We start from the raw sequence: 19,498 nt of genomic DNA, 5'->3' as shown, positions 1-19,498 counted from the left end.
TACTCCTTGCCTCGAAGGGTCTTCGGCCGGCGTTCGAAGCGACTCGAGCGCGGCATCGATCAGGACCCGAAGTCCGGACCCCCGGGGGATCCGCCGCGCGTCGCAAGGGGCGTACGGCGCTTGAAACCCGGGCAGGATAGGTGGCACCCTGCCGGCTCGCTGTTCGCTCTCCGGCAGGTGGCGTCGTGAAAGGTCGCAACCACCAGCCCCGCAGGGCCGCCTGAGATCCCTACGGTTCCCGGAAGAAGCAGCACGAGCCGAGTGCCCGCGAGACCGGGGCGGGTCCGGGCGATCGACGCGGAGGGGATCCGGTGAGCGAATCGACGCCCTCGCGCGCACGCACGGCGCTGGCCGCGCTGCTGCTCTTCGTGACGGCACTGGCGATCTCGGCCGCGATCCTCGAGCTCGGCGTCCGCACCTTCCTGGGCACCCAGGTGAAGTTCCCGCGCCACGTGGTCGGAGCGCCCTGGGGCCTGCGCATCAACGAGCCGGGTGCGGTCTACCGCCATCATTCGCCCGATGTCCTGATCTGGTTCCGGATCGATGCACAGGGCATGCGTGCCGATCGCGACTACGCGTACGAGAAGCCTCCCGGCGTGCAGCGGATCGTCTCCCTGGGCGACTCCTTCACCGCCGGCTACGAGGTCGAGGGCAACGAGACCTTCTCCGCCGTCCTCGAGCGCGAGCTGAACAGCAAGGGCCGCCGGGTCGAGGTCCTGAACACCGGTGTGTCGGGCTTCAGCAACGCCGAGGAGCTGCTCTACCTCGAGCGCGAGCTGTGGCGCTACGAGCCTGACGTGGTGCTGCTCTCGTTCTTCGTGAACGACATCGTGGACAACGTGCGAACCGGTCTCTTCGCCCTGGAGAACGGCACTCTCGTCCCGCGCGCCCAGAGCTACGTGCCGGCCGGCGCGATCGGGAACTTCCTGAACACGAACTTCGTCTTCAATCTGCTCTCGGAGCGATCGGACGCGTTCGCCCTCCTCAAGGAGAAGGCGACGTTGCTCCTGAAGCGCCGCATGGTCGAGGAGAACCTCCAGAACGTCTCGGGTGCCGCCGCCGCAGCCGGACCGGCCCCCGGCGCAGAGCCCGCCGAAGCGCCCTACGGCCAGCGCCTGACCGTCGCCATCCTCGACGCGATCGCCGCGAGCTGCCGGGCGCGAGGCGTCCCGTTCGTGCTGCAGAGCATCCCCTACGAGATCCCCGCGACGAAGGAGCTCGTCGACGGCCTCCCGAAGGGATTCGACTCCACCCAGGAGGGCGTCCACCTCCTGCGGGCGGCAGCCGTGCTCGCGCCCTACGCCGGGCGCGAGCCGCTCTACTACCCGCGCTCCCACTACCACTGGACGCCGCTCAGCCACCGCCTCTCCGGCGAGGCCCTGGCCGCCTTGATCGAGGGCCAGCACCTTCTCGACTGACGCGCGCGGCGAGGCACCCGCCGCCGCCGGCCCGGTCACGAAGGGCCTCCCGGTCCTAGCCCGAGCGGCGAGCGCCTCGCAGGAGCTCCTCGCCGAGCCTCACGGGGGCCTCCTCGCGCCGCGCCGGCACCGGCGCGCACCCGGGCTCCCCGGCCGGTGCCTCGCGTGCGGCTCGCGCCTGCTCGCGGAGCATCCCCGGCACGAGGCTCGCGAGCGCCCCGGACAGCATGATCGTCGAGGTGAGCAGGAAGCCGTTCGGCAGCAGGTCGACGACGTTGACCATGAGGAGGAGCGACGACCCGGCAAGGAGGTGGCGGGAGCTGGCGGAACGGAAGCGCGACAGGTTCCACCACACCGAGAAGACCGGCACCACGAGCATGCCGAAGACCGCGGCGAATCCCAGGACGCCCTGCGCGCCCATGACGATGATCCAGCGCCCGTCGGTCGTGGAGACGTCCTCCCCGGTCACCGGGTCGTAGCTGCGGTTCCTCCCCCAGGTTCCCCAGCCGAACCAGGGGCGGAGGCTGAGCTTCTCCACGAGCAGCTCCTCGTTCTCGAACCGGAAGTCGAGGGATTGCGCGCGGAGCGGGTCGATCCGCTCGGCCGTCTCGACCAGGAATTCCGTGGGGAACCACCCAAGCACGCGGAGCGCGGGATAGGCCAGCACCAGGACCGCGAGGATCGCCGCGATCCGGGCGATCGCGGCGGGTCTCGACATCGCCAGCGCGGGCAGGACGACCGCCCCGTAGACGAGCGAGCCCAGGCTCTTGCACGCCACGAACAGGGTGGCCAGGAAGGCCAGGATCGCTTGCCAAGGGATGCCGAGGACGCGCCGGAGACGCGCCTTCCAGGCCACGGCGGCCGCACAGGCCGCCGTCAGCACGAACATCGCGAGGGCGAGGCCATGGGGCAGGAAGACCACCGGGCGCCAGCCGCCGAATCGCCTCGTCATCGTGTGATCGAAGGTGTGGAGCACCCCGTAGACGATGCGGTGCAGATCCGGGCTCATCCGGAGCTCGAAGAGGATGAGGGGCGAATAGCAGACCCCGGCGGCCGCCATGCAGGCGACGAGATCGCTGAGGTCCCGACGGCGCCGGAAGAACAGCATTCCGAGCACGAACGGGACGCCGTAGTCCAGGAGCTGGGACAGCACCGACGAGACGAGGTCGTGGAGCGCCATTCCCGGCAAGGTCCGGTCCGGCAGGGCGAGCGGATCCCGATTCAACAGGGCCGTCGTGGCAGCGAAGGCCGCAGCCATGGCCGGCAGCAGCAGGAACGCGCGCGAGCCAGCCGGGATCCGCGCGGACCGCGAGCGCAGGAGCAGCCCGGCGAGCAGGGCACTGAGGGCGGACATCCGGAAGTGATCGATGTCCGGGATCATGGGCAGATCGAAGGCGTAGTTGCCCGGAAGCAGCAGGACCCCACCGAGCACCGTCACCGAGACGGCGACGGAGGCACGGAAGGTGGAGAACGCCAGGAGCGCGACGAAGGGCCAGGCCATCATCGCGATCCTCGAAGTCATGCGAACTCCCTCACGCTGCCGGGCGCGACGCGGCGGGATCGCGGCGCTCGCCCGTCATCCGCCGGATTCCCTGGCGAGAAGAGCCGCCAGCGGCCGCACGCTGACGTCGATCGCGTGCTGCTCCCGGACCCGTTCGCCCCCCGCCTTCGCAAGCTTGCGGCGCTGCTCCGGATCCCGCGCGAGCTCCTCGAGCACGTCGGCGAGCTGGTCCCATCGGCCAGCAACGTACAACCGCCCCGTGACGCGGTCTTCCACGAGCTCCGGAATGCCGGCGAGATGCGGAGCGGTCACCGGAAGCCCGACCGCCATCGCCTCCATCAGGACGACGGGCAGGCCCTCGGCGAAGCTCGAAAGGACGAAGAGGTCGGCGTCCGCCATCTCCGAGAGAACCACCTCCTCGGGCGCACCGCCGAGCAGGATGCAGCGCTCCTCCAGGCCGTGCTCGCGGATGCTCGCCTCCAGGGCTCCCCGTTCCGGACCCTCGCCGACGATCCGGAGCTCCGCATCGACGCCTCGCGAGACGAGGGCGGCCAGCGCCTCCACGAGCCCGAGCTGGCCCTTCGCCGGAGCGAGGCGGCCGACGTTGAGGAGTCGAACCCGGGGGTTCTCGGGCTCGCGCACCCGTCTCATCCGCTCGGGAGACTCGAGACCGCAGCGCGACACGTGGATCTTGCCCCACTGATCGGGGCGGCACACGAAGAGGGCCTGCGATCGTCCGAAGGCCGAGATGCAGATCGCGAACTCCGCGTGGTCGACCTTCTCCGGGATCAGGGGTCTGGTCGGGGCGTCGAAGTCGGCCGGGCCGTGGAGGGTGAGGCTCCAGCGGATCCTCGCGAGCCGCGCGGCGAGCATGCCCACCGTCCCGCCGGAGTTCGAGAAGTGGGTGTGGAGGTGCTCGATGCGGTCGCGGCCCAGCCGTGCCGCCAGCAGCCCCGCTTCCGCGAAGTGGAAGAGGGCCCACAGGGCGTTCCGCAGGCCGGGCAGGCGATGGCGACAGGCCAGGGCCAGCGTCCGGCCGTAGAGGACCGGTCGCGAGGCCACGAGGGCCAGGTGCGCGCGGAGCAGCGCAGCCGCTCGGATCGGCAGGACGGAGAACGTCGTGTCGGCTGCGCGTCGGTCCTGCGGCGAGCCAGGGTCCGGGCTGGCAGCGCGAACCGAGTAGGTCGAGACCTCGAAGCCGATCCGCCGCAGGGCGGCCACCTCACGACGGATGAAGGTGTGGGAGGCCGCCGGATATTCGCTGGCCAGGACCCCGATCCGCTTGGCTGTCATGTGCGACCTCGAGCGCCGCGGGCGCGCTCCTCCGGGGTCCACCGGGAGGATCGCCCTCTGCTCCGAGAGCGGATCCGAGAGCGGAGCGAGCCGCCCGGGTGCGATCGGGATCGCCAGCAGTCACCTTTAGGCCACCCGCAGCGACCCATGAAAGGGGTACGGCCAGGAAGGACTGGACCCCCGGGGAAGAGCGCGCGGCCGGGAGCCATCCACTTCGTGCCTTCGGGGGTGCCCTGAGCCTCATGCGCCGCCTCGCCGTGGTCATCGTCAACTACCGCACGCCCGAGCTGACCCTCGGAGCGCTCGCTTCCCTCGCGGGCGAGCTGGACCGCGACCGGGACCGCGCGCTGGTCGTCGACAATGCGTCGGGGGACGGATCCGCCGAGGTCATCGAGGCAGCGATCCACGCGAAGGGCTGGCGGGAGTGGGCGCGAGTCATCCGCTCCCCCGACAACGGCGGCTTCTCGGCCGGCAACAACGTCGGGCTGGCCGCGGAGTCTGCGGAGTTCTACCTGCTGCTCAACTCGGATGCGTACGTTCGGCCCGGAGCCATCGCAGAGCTCCTGCGTGCGGCAGGCGGCCGCGCGCGCGCCGGCATCGTGAGCCCGCGGCTCGAGTGGCCGGACGGCACCGCGCAGATCAGCTGCTTCCGCTTCCGCTCGCCGGCAAGCGAGCTGATCGAGGCCGCCGGGACGAGCGTCGTCACGCGCCTGCTCTCGCGCTGGGACGTCCCCCTGCCGGTCTCGGACGCACCGCTCTCACCCGCCTGGACGAGCTTCGCCTGTGTCCTGCTCCACCGCGAGGTGCTCGAGACCCTCGGGCCGATGGACGATGGGTATTTCATGTACTTCGACGACGTGGACTACTGCCGGCGGGCCTGGCGGAGCGGCTTCGAGGTCCTCCACTGGCCGGCTGCTCGCGTCGTGCACCTGCGCGGGGGCACCTCGCCGCTCAAGGCCGCCATCGCGGCCCGGCGCCCTCCCCCCCCCTACTACTACCACTCGCGAGCACGCTATTTCGCGAAGTTCTACGGCCGCTACGGCCTCTGGTTCGCGAACCTGGCGTGGTGGGCAGGCCGCACGGTCTCGCTCCTGCGCGAGACCTTCGGGGCCAAGCAGGCGCACACCTGCGAGGGGGCCGGCCGCGACATCTGGCGCCATAGCCTGGACCCCTTCGCGTCGCTGGCCCGGACCCGCGAGGAGGCACGGTGAGCCCGGCTCCCGACTTCCTGATCATCGGGGCCATGAAGAGCGCGACCAGCACGCTGCACGAGCAGCTCGCACGGCAGCCGGGCGTCTTCATGAGCACGCCCAAGGAGCCGAACTTCTTCAGCGACGACCCGATCTACGCGCGGGGGTTCGAGTGGTATCGGGGCCTGTTCGCCGGCGGTGCCGAGGCGCTGCTCCGGGGAGAGTCGAGCACCCACTACACCAAGCTGCCCACCCACCCCCACGCCGTGGAGCGCATCGCGCGTCACCTGCCGCAGGTGAAGCTGATCTACGTGATGCGGCACCCGATCGATCGTCTCGTCTCGCACTACATCCACGACTGGAGCGAGCGGCGCATCGAGAAGCCGATCGAGCAGGCGATCGAACGTCATCCCGAGCTCGTCGCGTACGGACGCTACGCCATGCAGCTCCGGCCCTACCTGACGCGCTTCGGAGACGATCGCGTGCTGCCGGTGTTCTTCGACCGCCTGCGCACCGAACCGCACCAGGAGCTGGTTCGCATCTGCCGGTTCCTGGGCTACGGGCGCGAGCCGCGGTGGCACGCCGACGTCGAGCGGCAGAACGTCTCGAGCCAGCGGATGCGGCGCAGTCCGCTGCGCGATGCGGTGGTCGAGCAGCCGCTCCTGCGCGTCCTGCGGCGGGCGCTCGTTCCGAAGGCGCTTCGCGAGCGGATCCGCGACCTCTGGCGCATGAAGGAGCCCCCGGCGCTCTCGCCGGAGCGACGGAACGCGCTGGCCGCGTGCTTCGACGAGGACCTGGCAGAGCTCGGCGCCTGGCTCGGCATCGATCTCCGCTGCGACAACTTCTCCCGGGTCACCTGCGCCCCGGACCTCTCCTGGTCGAGATGCGCGCCGGGCCACGCTGCATGAAGGAAGCCAGCGCGCTCGGCGTCGTCGTGATCGGCCGCAACGAGGGGGACCGCCTGAAGGCCTGCCTGGCATCCCTCGCCACCCGGCAGGTCGCGATCGTGTACGTGGATTCGGGGTCGTGCGACGGCAGCGTCGCCCACGCGGCCGCTGTCGGTGCGTCCGTCGTGGAGCTGGACCGTGCCCGGCCCTTCTCCGCGGCGCGCGCCCGGAACGCCGGCTTCCACAAGCTCTGCAGCACCCATCCGAGCCTGCGGTTCGTACAGTTCGTGGACGGGGACTGCCTGGTGGACGCCGGGTGGCTGCCGGCCGCCCTGCGCGCCCTGACCTCCCAGCCGGACGTCGCGGTCGTCTGCGGGCGCCGCCGGGAGCGATTCCCGGAGCAGTCGCTCTGGAACCGTCTCTGCGACATCGAGTGGGACATGCCCGTCGGCGAAGCCGAGGCCTGCGGTGGCGACTGCCTGGTGCGGCGCGACGCCTTCGAGGCGGTGGGCGGCTTCGACGAGGAGATGATCGCCGGAGAGGAGCCCGAGCTGTGCCTCCGCCTCCGCCAGCGGGGCTGGCGGATCCTTCGCCTTGCGGACGAGATGACCCTGCACGATGCGGCCATGACGCGCTTCGGTGCCTGGTGGCGGCGCGCCATCCGCGCGGGACACGCCTACGCCGAGACGACCCTCAAGCACGGCTTCGCCTCCGGCCGATACGGCATCCGCCCCCTCCTCTCGGCATGCTTCTGGGCCCTCGCACTGCCGGCCCTCGCGCTCGCGCTGGCCCCCTGGACCCGCGGGCTCACCCTGCTGCTCCTGCTGGCCGGCTACGGACTGCTCGCGTGGCGGGTGCGACGCTGGTATCGGACCTACGGCAGCTCGCGCGACGTCGATGCGCTGGCGCTCCTGCTGGTGCTCACCAAGGCCGCGCACCTGGAGGGGGCACGCCGCTTCGCGGTGGCGTGCCTGCTCGGGCGCAGCCGCCAGTTGATCGAGTACAAGAGCTCCGGGGAGGCCCGGACCGGATGAGCAGGCCGCGGCGTCGATCGAGTCCGGCGCCGGCAGGCAACCCCCTCAGCGCATGTGCGGCACGGTGCCGAGCACCGGGACCCCGGTCGCGGCCTCGAGGGCCGCGGGCGAGACCAGGACGGGATCGCGCAGCTCGAGCAGCACGCCGAGCGCGAGCGACAGGCCGAGCGACGCGGCGACGCCCAGGATCGCGTACTTCCAGGGTGCGTTCTCCGGACTGGAGGGCGGGGAGGCCCCGTCGAGCACGGCCACCCGTTCGCCCTGCTGCGCCATCTCGAGGCTCTGCGCGAGCTCCGCCTCCTTCACCTTGCGCAGGAACTCGAGATAGTTCTCCTGGAGCACGCTCTGACGCTCGAGCATCCCGGCGAGCTGCTCCTGCCGCTGGGGGATGGCCGCCACCGCGGCGTCGAGCTGTTGGAGCTCGCGGTCGGTCTCGGCGAGCTGCTCGCGCAGGAGGTCCACCTCGCGCTCACCGATGGCCGCGGCGCCGGCACCCCCAAAGCCGCTGCGGCCGATCTGGCTGCGCGCCGCCGCGATCTGCCGGCGCAGCGAGATCACGTTGGGGTGGGTCTCCTTGTTGACCCCGAGCTCGCGGGCGAGCGCCGCCTCGAGCTCCTGGAGCTGCAGCAGGGCGGGATCCGGGTGCGCCGCGTTCGCGGCGGCGATCGCCATCGCCCGCTGCGTCTCGGCCTCGGTGATCTGCATGGCCAGCGAGTTGCGCTGCTGCTGGAGGCGCTCGAGCCGGTGCAGGTTGGAGGCGAGCTCCGACGGAAGCTCCCCGCGATGGGCGGCCTGGAACTCGCTGATCTCCTTGGTCTGCGCCTTCAGCGCGGCCTCGGCGGCCTCGAGCTCACGACGCATGAAGCTGGTCGTGAGGCGCGCCTGCTCGGTACGCAGCCGCACGCCGGACTCGACGAACACCTGGGCGACGTCGTTGGTCACGTCCGCGGCGATCTTCGGGTCCTTGTGGGTGAAGCCCACGAGCAGCACCAGTGCCCGGGCGCCGCGCGACTGCACGGTCGGGGCCTCGGGCCCGACCGCGAGCCGGCTGCGCAGCTCCGCGACGGCACCCACCTCGCCGTACTCGGCGCGCAGGTCCGGGAACAGGTCGTACTTCTCGACGATCGGGGTGAGCTTGTCGCGCGAGAGGGCCTCGGCCGTGAGGGCGTTCACCCGCTCGAGGACGTCCTCCTCCATGGTCGGGCGGACGAACTCCTCGGAGAGCTTCTGGCTGGCGATCAGGATCGTGGCGCTGGCGGCGTACTCGGGCGGCTGGAGCGCGACGAACACGCCGGTCGCCGCCAGGATGGCCACGGCCGCCGCCAGCATCGGCTTCCAGCGCCGCCGGAGCACGCCACGCGGATCGCGAAGGATCTCGGCGAGCGGGCCGCCGAGAAGGTCCTCCGAGTCGTCGTCCATGCCTCGTGACCTCCCGCTCGCCCGCGCCCGGCGGCGCTCGAACCGTGAGTGCCCCCGGATCCGCCCCTGGCGTCACGTCCGAGGGATCCCCGGGGGCTAGCGGATCAGGAAGCCCAGGAGCGGGCCTGCGATCGTCCGCATCACCTGCTCGAGCGGATACAGGAAGCGGCGCAGCGCGTAGCCGGCCTCGACGGTCATGGCCGGCGGCACGAAGACCAGGTCGCCCCGCTGGAGGAGCATGTCGGTCGCCGTCTGGCCACCCTGGATGTTGTCGAGGTTGGCGATGAAGAGGGTCTCGCCTTCGGCGGTCTTGCGCACGACCCGCACCCGCGAGGCGGCAGCCAGCTCGGTGGCGCCGCCGGCCCGGGCGACCGCCTCGGACAGGCGGGTGTCGCGCTCGAGCGGGAACAGCACGGGGGTCTCCACCTCGCCCATCACGGCCACGGCGTTGCTGAGCGGGCTCTCGAGCGCCACCGAGACACTGGGGCTCTGGCGGTACTCCTCCATGCGCGTCTGGACGTCGGCGGCGATCTCGTTGGTCGTCCGGCCGGCCGCCTGCACGTCCCCGATCAGGTCCATCGAGAACAAGCCGTCGGGGCGCACGATCACGATGCGCTCGATCGCCGGATCGGGTAGCACGCGCACGACCAGCCGGTCGGAGGCGCCGACCTGGTAGAGCTCGCTGCTCGCCGCGGCGGACGAGGGCGGAGGCGCCTCTCCACTCGGCATGAGCGGCGAAGCGCAGCCGACCGCGAGGCTGGCCGTGACGACCGCGACGGCGGCGGCGCCTGCACCACGGCGGCTCGACGCCGCCGAGACCCACGAGAGACACGAGCGCATGGTTCCCTCCCCCAGACGGAAGCCGCTCCTATACCGCACGCGGCAACAGGCTTCCATCGGCCGCTCGGAGGGCAACGTGTAGCTCCTGCTAGCTGGCGCCCTCCCCGCGCAACACCACGGGTACGGTCCGCGCGAGGATCCGCAGGTCTTCCGAGAGCGACCAGTGGTCGATGTACTCGAGGTCGAGCCGGACCCACTCCTCGAATCCGATGTGGTTGCGCCCCCCCACCTGCCAGAGACAGGTGAGACCGGGGCGCATCGAGAGCCGTCGGCGCTGGCTCAGGCGGTACTCGTCGACCTCGCCCGGAATCGGCGGGCGCGGCCCCACGAGGCTCATGTGGCCGACCAGCACGTTCCAGAGCTGGGGCAGCTCGTCCACGCTGTAGCGGCGCAGGAAGCGCCCCACCCGCGTCACGCGTGGATCGTTGGCGATCTTGAAGACGGGACCGTCGAGCTCGTTCAGGTGCGCGAGCTCGGCCTTCCGCGCCTCGGAATCCTCGTACATGGTCCGGAGCTTGAGCATGGTGAAGACGCGCCCGTAGAGGCCGCAGCGGCTCTGGCGGAAGAACACGGGTCCGGGCGAATCGAGCCGGATCAGCACGGCGGCGACCGCGAGCACGGGTGCGCTGGCGACCAGTGCCGTGAACGACACCACCACGTCGATCAGGCGCTTGACGCCGAGCTGGGTGCTGTTGTGGCGGACCGTGGCGAAGGAGAGCGCCGGCACCTCGCCGAGGCTCGTGGCGCTCGGGCTGGGCAGGAAGTCCGTGAAGAGGTCGGCGAGCAGGGTCACCTGGACGCCGATCTCGGCGCACAAGCCCATCAGCGGCGTGATCTGCTCCAGCATCGAGCGCGGGCAGGCGACGACCACCTCGTCGACGACGTGCTCGCGCACGACGGACGGTACGTCGGCCAGCTTGAAGAGCTGGGCGTCCCGCAGGCGCGGATCGGCCGGACCGTCGCAGTCGTCGACGAAGCCCAGGATCCGCAGGCCCCAGCTGCGGTTGGCCTCGAGCGTCTGCTGGAGCTGCGCCGCGCGGCGGCCCGAGCCGATCACCAGGACGTTGCGGTAGTTGCGGCCATGGCGGCGCACGAAGCGCAGCGCGCCGAAGATCGCGAGGCGCAGCCCGCCCACCACGCCGAGCTGGAGCCCCCCTACGAGGAGCGCGAAGTCGAGCGTCAGGGGTGAGCCCGTGACGACGATCATCGCGCCGATCGCCGTGATCGAGACCACGGCGGCCAGCGCCATGCGGCCCAGGAGCTCCGACAGCTGGGTCCGGCGCTGGGAGCCGTAGAGCCCCACCCAATCGAACAGGATCGGCAGCGAGAACGTCCCGGCGAGGACCACGCCCAGGAGGCCGAGCCCCGGTGTGCGGATCACCGCCTCGAATTCCGGCCGTGACAGGACGGCGGCGAGCAGGCACGCGCTGAGCGCCATGTCGATCACGAGAATCAGAGTGTGCAGGCGCGCAGCTTGGGAACGCAGCATGAACCGAGTGCTCCTTCCTCTACCCCCCTCTTGAGTGCCGCTTCCTCCCGCTTTGGTTTCCGCAACCGAGGCAAAATCTTATCCGCCGCGGCGTGGCTTTGGAAGGGAAACCCTTGCCGAACCCGCGGATGGGACCCCGGGCCGCGTGCCGCCTGCGCCACCGAGTGCGCGAGGCCGGCGAACCCTCCCGGTGTCGCCCGGCGATCGCCGCCGAACCGGGCTCGCCTCGTAACCTTCCGGGTTTCCGCAGCCACTCACGTCGTTGGACGAGGGGCCGGCGGTTCCGCCCCGGGGGATTCGATTCGCCGCCGGTTGCCGGTGGGTTAACTTTCGGTCGCGATCGAGCCGACCGATCCAGGAAGCCATGTACGAGCCCTTCTTCGGCCTCCGGGAGCCCCCCTTCTCGCTGACGCCCGACCCGCGTTTCCTCTGGCTGTCGGAGACGCACGAGGAGGGCCTGGCCTCCCTCTACTACGGCATCGCCAGGCGGAAGGGATTCGTCCTCCTCACCGGGGAGGTGGGAGCGGGGAAAACCACCCTGCTGCGCGCCGTGCTCGACCGGCTTCCTGCCGACACCGAGACGGCCCTGATCCTGAACACCGCCGGCCTGAGCCCGCTCGACCTGCTCAAGCTGATCGCCACGGAGTACGGCCTCGATCCGAGCGGAGCCTCGAAGTCCGATCTCCTGATCTCGCTCAACCGCTTCCTGCTGGGCCGCCTGAAGCGCCACCTGAACACCGTGCTCGTGGTCGACGAGGCCCAGAACCTCGACACACCCGCGCTCGAGGAGATCCGCCTGCTCTCCAACCTCGAGACCGACACCGAGAAGCTGCTCCAGATCGTGCTGACCGGGCAGCCGGAGCTCCTGGATCGGCTCGCCGAGCCCGGCATGCGCCAGCTCCGCCAGCGGATCGCCCTCGAGCACCACGTCGAGGCGCTCCGGCCCGAAGAGATCGGGCTCTACCTCCGGCATCGGATCGAGGTGGCGGGCGGCAAGTACGAGGATCTCTTCGAGGGCGGGCTCGAGCCCATCTTCTACGCCGCGTCGCTTGGCTGCCCGCGCCTGATCAGCCTGCTGGCGGACCGCGCCCTGCTCGCTGCCTACTCGCGCCAGATGAAGCCCGTCGAGGCGAGCCTGCTCGAGCGCAAGGCCGAGCAGATCGCGGCCCTACGGGTGGGGCAGCCCAACACGAGCACGGGCCTCGGAAGCGGAAGCCGTGGGTGAGATCCACGAGGCGTTGCGCCGCGCCAACCGGGTCCCGGGAACCTCCGGTCCGCCGCCGCCCGACCCGCTGCGCGAACGGCAGCCGGACCCGGAGATCGTGGAGGCGTTCCGGACGATGGCGCCGAAGCCGGCAGCGGAGGCCCCGCCCGGCCGGGTCGGCCGGGTCTCCCACGACAAGAGCGGGCGCTGGCAGTCACGCGAGGTGGTGGTCGACGCGCAGGGGCCTGCGTCCGAGTCGCTGCGCCACCTCGCGCTGCGCCTGCGCCGCGAGCTCGAGGCCCGCAACGCGCGCAGCGTCGCGGTGCTGAGTGCCGTCCGCGAAGAAGGCAAGACCACGCTCGCCTGCAACCTCGCCCTCGCGCTTGCTTCGGTCAGCAGCGAGCGAACGGTCGCACTCGTGGACCTCGACCTGCGCAAGCCGCGCGTCGCGTCGAGCTTCGAGCTGCGCGCCGGGACCGGCATCGAGGACGTCCTCGCCGGGCGCGCCGACCTCCCGTCCGCCTGCGTGTCGCTCGACCTGCCGCAGCTCGACGTCTATCCCGCGTTCCGTCCCCAGCCCGACGCCTACCGGACGCTCTCGATGCCGTCGCTCGCGGGGGTCGTCCGCGAGCTCGAGCGCCGCTACGAGATCGTCCTCGTCGACACCCCGCCCATGCTGCTGGTCCCCGACGCCGCCCTGATCCTCGGGCCGATCGGGACCGCGATCGTCGTGGGCCGTGCCGGGAGGTCGACGCGCAGCTCCCTCGAGGCGACCTGCAAGCTGATCCCGAAGGACCGCCTGATCGGTGCGATCCTGAACGAAGGGGTGCTGCCGGTCCGCGCGAGCTCCTACGGGTACTACGGAGACCCGGGTGGGGAGTAGCGCGGCGGCACGCCGGCCCCGCCACCCCTCCCGGGTCAGCGGCTCGAGATCGTCGTGAACGGGGTGGCATCGCGCAGCGAGGGCCTCGCGCACCCGCGCGAGCCGCTGCTGTGGCTGGCGCTTGCCGCAGCGCTCTCGCCCACCCTGCTCGACTTCGTGCGACACGTCGCCGTGGAGCCCTGGGCGCGCCCGTTCCTGCTGGTGGGCACGCTCGGACTGGCGGCGGCCTGGAGCGACCCGCGCCGTGCCGGGCGGCGGCCGCTCGGATTCCTGCTGGTCGCGGCCGGCGTCGCGCTCGCGCTGGTCACCGTCGGCGGCGGCATGACCCGGCTCGGCCGGCCCGGCCTGCCGCTCGCGATCGTCGGGATGGCGCTGGCGCTCGGCCGGCCGGTGCTCCCGATCGCCCTGCTCGCGTGCTGGGCGGTCCCGCCGCCCAAGGCGCTGCTCACGGCGCTCTCGCCCGGCCTCGAGTCCGCCCTCGCCTGGGCCGCGGTGGGCGTCACGCGGTCGCTCGGCGGCACGGCGAGCTTCGTCAAGGACGACCTGCTCCTGAACGACGCCTCGTTGCTGCTCGACGCGCCCGACGGTGGCCTCCCCCTGGCGCTCGCGCTCGGCGGGCTCGCCTGGTGGAGCGTCGCGCGCCACGCTGGAGGGACACGCGAGTGTGCGGCGGCCGCCTTGCGGCTCGCGCCCTGGGGGCTCGTCGCGCAGGCGGTGCTCCTGTGCTTCGCGATGGCAACGCTTGCCGCCGCCCGCACGGGTGCGGGCGCGCGCGCCCTCCTGGACCACGGGGCGTGGGCGGCGATCGCTCTCGCCCTCCTGGTGACGGCCCGCCGGGCAGCGCGCACCGCGCGCGCACTCCCGCTCTGCACCGTCGCCGAGGCCCGCCGATGACGCACGACGACCGGATCAGCAGCCTGCTCGTTGCCCTCCTCCTGGCCGTCGGGGCCGGTGCCTGGGCGCTCGCCCTGCGGCCGGCGCTGCACGTCGACGCGAGCCCGCTCGCGTCGCTGCCGAGGCAGCTCGGGCCGTGGGCCGCGCGCGACGTGCCGCTCGAATCGAACGTCGAGGCGATGCTGCGCGCCGACTACAACGTGCAGCGCGCCTACGACCATCCGCTGGGCGATCGCGTCTGGGTGTACTTCGGCTACTACGGGACCGAGCGCGGCGGCCGCCCCGAGCACACGCCGACGCAGTGTTACGAGGCGCACGGCTGGAAGATCCTCGATCACCGGAAGATCGACGAGGGCAGCGGACTGGGCGTGAACGAGATGGTCGTCTCGCTCGATGGCAAGCGCGAGCTCGTGCACTACTGGTTCCGCTCGTTCCGGGCCACCGGGCTGCGCGGCGGCCTCGATCAGACGCTCGACCGGCTGCTCGGCCGCCTGCTCCAGGGCCGCGCGGACGGCTCGCTGGTGCGCGTCTCGACGGCGCTGCACGACGACGACCTCCTGCCGGCGCGCAGCCGGCTCCAGTCCTTCGCACGCGCCTTCGACGCGCAGCTCGCCGCGCACTGGCCGCGCGAACAGACGGGGCTGGAGCCGGTGGCCGCACGGGTGGCCGCGACGCGGCGCTGACCCGCATCTCCTTGCCCGCCTTGTTCCGCCGCCGCCAGGTCTGGCTTCCGACGCCGTGGGGCGTCCTGGTCCTGACCGCCGCCGCGGCCGGCCTGGTGGCCTGGCTCCTGCGCGCGGCGAACGGCTTCCTTGCGCTCGACGAGCCCGCCGTCCTGCCGGACGGCCGCCCTGCGCCCGTGCTCGTGATCGAGGGCTGGCTCGGCGAAGACGAGCTCGCGCAGGCGGCCGTGATCTTCCGCCGCGGGGGCTATCGGCGCGCGATCACCTCCGGTGGTCCGATCGAGTCGTTCGCCACCTTCCCGAGCTTCGCCGAGCGCGCGGCCGACTTCCTGCGCCGCCACGGGCTCGCCGGCCTGCCGCTCGATGCCGTACCGGCGCCGAAAACGGCCCAGGACCGCACCTTCGCGAGCGCCGTCTGGGTGCGCGACTGGGCGGCGGATCGGGGCGTCGCGATGGAGGCGTTCGACGTGGTGTCGAGCAGCGTGCACGCGCGCCGGACCCGGCTCCTCTACCGGATGGCCTTCGGGCCCGAGACCCGGATCGGCGTGCTGTCCACGAGCCCCGCCAGCTACGACGAGCAGCGCTGGTGGACGAGCAGCCCGGCCTTCAAGGACCTGTTCGGAGAGATCCTGGGCCTGGCCTGGACGAAGTGCTGCTTCTGGCCGGGGCGGCCGGGCTCGCACGAGGAGCGCTGGGCGGTGCCGGCGCCCGGGGCGCCGGCGCACCGCGCGCAGGCGCCTCCGTGATCCCGCCTGCGAGGCGGGGCCGCAAGCCACCGCCGACCTCGCGACGCACGGCCGCATGCCGATCGGCGACGGGAGCGCCTGGTTGCAGCAGCGCAAGCGCGGGTCCCAGCAGGCCGCCCGGAAGGCCCGGGACGCGGGTCAGAGCTGTACCGAGCTCGGCGACGGCGCCGACTCGCCGTAGTCGTTGAAGGCCGTCGCCGTATAGAGCCCCGCGGCCTCGTAGCGCATGTAGTACAGCTCGACGATGATCGTGGTCGGGTCGCCGGGGAGGCGCTGCACCTCGGCGGGCAGCACGAGACCCTGCCCCGGCCGCTCGTCGATGCAGTTCTGGACGTAGAACAGCGTCTCGCCCTGCTGCGTGTAGCGCAGATCCTCGAAGGTGATCTGGCAGGCGAAGCTCCAGTCGGGCTTGCCGTCCCCGTTGGTATCCGGAACCTGCTTGTAGAGGCGGATCCCTTCGATCGTGCCGTCCGCGAAGCCCGGGAGCTGGATCTGGATCGTCCTGATCTCGCAGCCCAGCATCGGCAGGGAGAGGAATGCCAGCGCCAGGACGGCGCCGCGCAGTGCGCTGCAACGCATTCGAGCCTCCGATCGGCCCGGATCCGGGGGCAGCTCCCCCGCACACCCCCTTGGCGCCCCACCCCCCGGCAGGCCGCCGCGACCCAGGCCCGTGATGCGGTCCACGCCCTTGATCGGAGGGGGCGTGTCACCACGGTGTGACCGCGATCACGCGCTAGTTAGCAGCGTGCTCCGCGCGGGTCACTTCCGACGTTGCAGCGGGATGATGGGGCGATGACGTGCATGACATCTGCGCGTGTCTGGATGGGCCTTCGTGGGGCTTCCGGGAGCGAGGGCCCGCGGGTCGATCCGGGCCTCCGATCGCTCCGCACCACCGCCCGGTCCACGAGGACGCGGGACGTTCAGGCCTCTCCCGCCTCGCGCCTCCGGCGCTGCTCGAGCAGCTCCAGGAAGCGGGCGCGATCCACCGAGACGAAGAGTCCCTCCGCCTCCGCCGTGACCTTTCCGTTGGCCATGACGCGGCTCTGCGTGAAGATCTTCCGGCCCTCGATCCGCGTGAGCTCGGCCTCGAAGCGCAGCTCGGTGTGGAGCGGGGTCGGGGCCCGGTAATGGACGGTCAACCGCGCCGTCATGCCGGGGTTCCCACCCAGGGACTGGACGTAGCCGAGCACCTCGTCGAAAGCCGCCGCGACGAAGCCGCCGTGCACGCAGCCGGGAGGGCCCTCGTAGGCGGAGCCGAAGCGGACCGTCGCGACGGCTGTGCGCTCCCCCGACCGGCCGATCGTGATCGGGGGCGCGAGCGGGTTCGCGAGCCCGATCATCGGGCTCTGGTCGAAGAAGGCGCCGACGTCACCGGCGTTGGCCGACTCCGCGAACCCGTGGAAGTGCTTGAGGCGTGGATGGGCGCGCAGCACCTCGGCGTAGCGCTCGAGCCCCTCGGCCGCCCGGCGCAGCTCGTCCTCGGGCGCGTTGCTCGGAACCAGCCGCTCGATCACGAGGCGCATCGCACGCGCGAGCCGCCGCTTCTGCTCCCACGCATCCTGCCCCCAGGCCTTGGTGGCGTCACCCCAGTGCGGGGTGACCGGCGGCTGCTCCTCGGACACGGCGTCCCTCCTGGTCGCGCGCGCTCACGATAGCCACGCCGGCCACCCGAGTCCCCGGCCTCGGCAACCGGACGGCTGGCGGCGGGACGGATCACGCCTCGCTGCGGCCGTCCGTCTCGAACCAGCTCGCCGTGAGCCGCAGGCCGGGGCGGTCGCGGCGCGACTCGACTTCCTCGTAGGTGCGCTTGTAGCCCGTGAAGCGGATCTTCCAGGCGCCGCCAACCTTCACGTACTCGTCGTGGTAGAACGCGGCGCCCCGGATCGTCACCCCGGCGCGCGTCTCGATCACGGTGTCCTCGAGCGCCCAGACGCCGGTCGCCGAGTCCGGCCCGGTCAGCTCGATCTCCGGATGGTGGGCGTGGTGGCTCGAGAGGAAGGACGGGGCGCCCATCGCCTCGCGCAGGAAGCCGAGGATCGCGTCGCGGCCCTCGAAGGCATGGCGGCCGCCGCCGTAGGAGGAGCGGGCGTCGGGCGTGAAGCAGTCGGCCAGCTCGTCCCACAGCTTCTGGTCGAGGCAGCGCAGGTAGCGGTACTTGAGGCGCTTGATCGCCTCGAGCTCGTGCAGGTCCATGGCGGCTCCTCCCCGGCCGGCATCCTAGGACCGGGTCCGTCTTTTGCCGAACTTTCACGCCCCGGGCGGCCCTCCTGGCGTACCCTCGGCGCACCCCCGAGGAGATCGCCGTTGCGGATCCACCTGGTCACGCCTAAGAACCCGCCGAGCTTCTGGACCTACGACCGCATCCTCCCGATCCTCGGCAAGCGCTGCATCTTCCCGAACCTCTCGATGCCGACCATCGCGGGCCTCACGCCCCGCGAGCACGAGATCACGCTCTGCGACGAGAACGTCGAGGAGATCGACTTCGACGTGGAGGCCGACATCGTCGGCGTGACCGGCTACATCGTCCACAAGCGGCGGATGGCGGAGATCGTCGAGGAGTTCCGGCGCCGCGGCCGCTTCGTGGTGGTGGGCGGCCCGCACGCCTCGCTGTGCCCCGAGGAATGGCGCGGGCGCTGCGACGTGCTCTTCGTCGACGAGGCCGAGGAGACCTGGCCCCGGTTCCTGCACGACTTCCGGGCCGGCACCTGGAAGACCGAGTACCGCCCGGACGAGAAGCCGGACCTGTCGATGACACCGGTCCCGCGCTTCGACCTCCTGCACGTGGACCGCTACCACGCGATGACGATCCAGTTCGCACGCGGCTGCCCGTTCCAGTGCGAATTCTGCGACATCATCGTGGTGTATGGACGCCGGCCGCGCGCCAAGCGCGTCGAGCAGGTGCTGGCCGAGGTCGAGGAGTGCCACCGGCTGGGCGTACGCCAGGTCTTCATCGTCGACGACAACTTCATCGGCAACAAGAACCTCGCCAAGGAGCTGCTGCGCGAGATGGCGCGCTGGGGGCGCGAGCGCGGCTTCCCGATCGACTTCAACACCGAGGTGTCGCTGAACGTCTCCCAGGACGAGGAGCTGCTCGGGCTGCTGCGCGACGCCCACTTCACCACCGTCTTCGTCGGCATCGAGAGCCCGCGGGTGGCGTCGCTCCAGCAGTCGAAGAAGACCCAGAACACGCGCGGCGGCGACCTGGTCGCGAACGTGCGCCGCATCCACGACTACGGGATCCAGGTCCAGGCGGGCATGATCGTCGGCTTCGACGCCGACGACACCGGCATCTTCGAGGAGCAGCTGCGCTTCATCCAGGAGGCGCGCATCCCCGTCTCGATGACCGGCATGCTGCAGGCGATGCCGAAGACGCCGCTCCACGAGCGGGTGGAGCGCGAGGGCCGCCTGCTCGCGGACTCGACCGGCGACCAGTTCGTGTTCTCGAACATCGAGCCGCGCAGCATGACGCGGCGCGAGCTCTACGAGGGCTACCGGCGCCTGATCGCGGACCTCTACGACTTCCGCAACTACCGGGAGCGCACGCTCGCGTTCCTCCTCGGCCGCGGGCGCCAGATCACCGAGCGGCTCGACCTGCGCTGGAGCGATCTGCGCCTGCTCGGCCGGGTCCTGCGCCGGACGCTCCTCGTGGCCGATCCGCGCCGGGCCTGGTTCACCCTGCGCCTGCTCGGCGAGACCCTGCTGCGCCGGCCGAGCGCCTTCCGCGACGCCGTGTCCTTCGCGGTCGTCCACAAGGCGCTCTCCGAGTACATGGAGGCGCTCGGGCGCCACCTCGACCGCGCCATCGCGGAGCTCGAGCGCGGCGCGCGGGCCGAGGCCGCCGTGGCCGCGGCCGGGCCGCTTGCGGCCGGGCTCCAGCTCGAGGAATCCCACACCCGCTGAGAGGGTTGCCAGGAATCGTCGTCTGCGGGGCTGCCCGGACGCGGCGCACCTCGTCTCGGGCGTGAGCCCGTCCGTCGCCGACCGGCGACCCGGCGGCGGTCGAGGTGGGTGCAAGGA

Annotated in this window: 18 protein-coding genes; 10 read left to right on the top strand and 8 right to left on the bottom strand. The window is 71.7% G+C overall.

Going from position 1 to position 19,498, the window contains the following annotated elements:
* Positions 1-311: 311 nt before the first annotated feature.
* Positions 312-1,418: a GDSL-type esterase/lipase family protein gene (locus tag OZ948_12030; protein MEB2345460.1), complete on the top strand. Its 1,107-nt coding sequence runs from the start codon at positions 312-314 to the stop codon at positions 1,416-1,418.
* 55 nt (positions 1,419-1,473) lie between these two features.
* On the opposite strand, the gene OZ948_12025 is transcribed toward OZ948_12030, so the two are convergent.
* Together OZ948_12025 and OZ948_12020 are read right to left on the bottom strand one after the other, a co-directional pair.
* Entirely contained in the window at positions 1,474-2,940 is a 1,467-nt protein-coding gene (locus OZ948_12025) for a hypothetical protein (protein MEB2345459.1), read from the bottom strand.
* 54 nt (positions 2,941-2,994) lie between these two features.
* A complete protein-coding gene (locus tag OZ948_12020; GenBank protein ID MEB2345458.1) occupies positions 2,995-4,212 on the bottom strand; it encodes a glycosyltransferase family 4 protein in 1,218 nt (405 codons plus the stop codon).
* Positions 4,213-4,454: 242 nt separating this feature from the next.
* Between OZ948_12020 and OZ948_12015 the strand changes: the two genes are divergently transcribed.
* Genes OZ948_12015 through OZ948_12005 form a run of 3 tightly spaced genes read left to right on the top strand, consistent with a single transcriptional unit; the run spans position 4,455 to position 7,323 of the window.
* Positions 4,455-5,423 carry a glycosyltransferase family 2 protein gene (locus OZ948_12015; GenBank protein MEB2345457.1) on the top strand — a complete coding sequence of 323 codons (969 nt, stop codon included), beginning with the start codon at positions 4,455-4,457 and terminating at the stop codon, positions 5,421-5,423.
* The gene (locus OZ948_12010; GenBank protein MEB2345456.1) at positions 5,420-6,310 is read left to right on the top strand and encodes a sulfotransferase; all 891 of its coding nucleotides are present in this window, start codon (positions 5,420-5,422) and stop codon (positions 6,308-6,310) included. Before OZ948_12015 ends, OZ948_12010 begins: the two co-directional genes overlap by 4 nt.
* Entirely contained in the window at positions 6,307-7,323 is a 1,017-nt protein-coding gene (locus OZ948_12005) for a glycosyltransferase (protein ID MEB2345455.1), read from the top strand. The genes OZ948_12010 and OZ948_12005 overlap by 4 nt, the downstream gene beginning before the upstream one ends.
* Before the next feature lie 45 nt (positions 7,324-7,368).
* Here OZ948_12005 and OZ948_12000 read toward each other — a convergent pair whose 3' ends face one another.
* From OZ948_12000 to OZ948_11990, 3 genes are all read right to left on the bottom strand, one after another.
* Positions 7,369-8,742 carry a hypothetical protein gene (locus OZ948_12000; GenBank protein ID MEB2345454.1) on the bottom strand — a complete coding sequence of 458 codons (1,374 nt, stop codon included), beginning with the start codon at positions 8,740-8,742 and terminating at the stop codon, positions 7,369-7,371.
* A gap of 96 nt (positions 8,743-8,838) precedes the next feature.
* Positions 8,839-9,582, bottom strand: a complete 744-nt coding sequence (locus tag OZ948_11995) for a polysaccharide export protein (protein MEB2345453.1) — start codon at positions 9,580-9,582, stop codon at positions 8,839-8,841.
* An 88-nt stretch (positions 9,583-9,670) separates the two neighbouring features.
* Positions 9,671-11,071 carry a sugar transferase gene (locus tag OZ948_11990; GenBank protein ID MEB2345452.1) on the bottom strand — a complete coding sequence of 467 codons (1,401 nt, stop codon included), beginning with the start codon at positions 11,069-11,071 and terminating at the stop codon, positions 9,671-9,673.
* 364 nt (positions 11,072-11,435) lie between these two features.
* Between OZ948_11990 and OZ948_11985 the strand changes: the two genes are divergently transcribed.
* From OZ948_11985 to OZ948_11965, 5 genes are read left to right on the top strand one after another with little or no spacing between them, the layout of a single operon-like run.
* Positions 11,436-12,296 (top strand): AAA family ATPase, encoded by an 861-nt coding sequence (locus tag OZ948_11985; protein MEB2345451.1) that lies wholly within the window; start codon positions 11,436-11,438, stop codon positions 12,294-12,296.
* The gene (locus OZ948_11980; GenBank protein MEB2345450.1) at positions 12,289-13,158 is read left to right on the top strand and encodes a CpsD/CapB family tyrosine-protein kinase; all 870 of its coding nucleotides are present in this window, start codon (positions 12,289-12,291) and stop codon (positions 13,156-13,158) included. Before OZ948_11985 ends, OZ948_11980 begins: the two co-directional genes overlap by 8 nt.
* A 54-nt stretch (positions 13,159-13,212) precedes the next feature.
* Positions 13,213-14,052: a hypothetical protein gene (locus OZ948_11975; GenBank protein ID MEB2345449.1), complete on the top strand. Its 840-nt coding sequence runs from the start codon at positions 13,213-13,215 to the stop codon at positions 14,050-14,052.
* Complete coding sequence (locus OZ948_11970) at positions 14,049-14,735, top strand: EpsI family protein (GenBank protein MEB2345448.1); 687 nt, start codon at positions 14,049-14,051, stop codon at positions 14,733-14,735. The genes OZ948_11975 and OZ948_11970 overlap by 4 nt, the downstream gene beginning before the upstream one ends.
* Before the next feature lie 11 nt (positions 14,736-14,746).
* A complete protein-coding gene (locus OZ948_11965) occupies positions 14,747-15,481 on the top strand; it encodes a YdcF family protein (protein ID MEB2345447.1) in 735 nt (244 codons plus the stop codon).
* 138 nt (positions 15,482-15,619) lie between these two features.
* Here the strand turns inward: OZ948_11965 and OZ948_11960 are convergent, their stop codons facing one another.
* The 3 genes from OZ948_11960 to OZ948_11950 all read right to left on the bottom strand — a co-directional run bounded on the left by OZ948_11960 (position 15,620) and on the right by OZ948_11950 (position 17,674).
* Positions 15,620-16,060, bottom strand: a complete 441-nt coding sequence (locus OZ948_11960; GenBank protein ID MEB2345446.1) for a hypothetical protein — start codon at positions 16,058-16,060, stop codon at positions 15,620-15,622.
* Between the two features lie 341 nt (positions 16,061-16,401).
* The gene (locus tag OZ948_11955; GenBank protein ID MEB2345445.1) at positions 16,402-17,103 is read right to left on the bottom strand and encodes a PaaI family thioesterase; all 702 of its coding nucleotides are present in this window, start codon (positions 17,101-17,103) and stop codon (positions 16,402-16,404) included.
* A gap of 91 nt (positions 17,104-17,194) precedes the next feature.
* Positions 17,195-17,674, bottom strand: coding sequence for a nuclear transport factor 2 family protein (locus tag OZ948_11950; protein MEB2345444.1), 480 nt, complete (start codon positions 17,672-17,674; stop codon positions 17,195-17,197).
* 111 nt (positions 17,675-17,785) lie between these two features.
* On the opposite strand from OZ948_11950, the gene OZ948_11945 reads away from it, so the two are divergent.
* Positions 17,786-19,381 carry a radical SAM protein gene (locus OZ948_11945; GenBank protein MEB2345443.1) on the top strand — a complete coding sequence of 532 codons (1,596 nt, stop codon included), beginning with the start codon at positions 17,786-17,788 and terminating at the stop codon, positions 19,379-19,381.
* Positions 19,382-19,498 lie beyond the last annotated feature (117 nt).

Source organism: Deltaproteobacteria bacterium (assembly GCA_035063765.1).
Classification (GTDB): Bacteria; Myxococcota_A; UBA9160; order UBA9160; family PR03; genus CAADGG01.
Note: the sequence above shows the minus strand (reverse complement) of the source record. Positions and strands in the feature narration are given on the sequence as shown.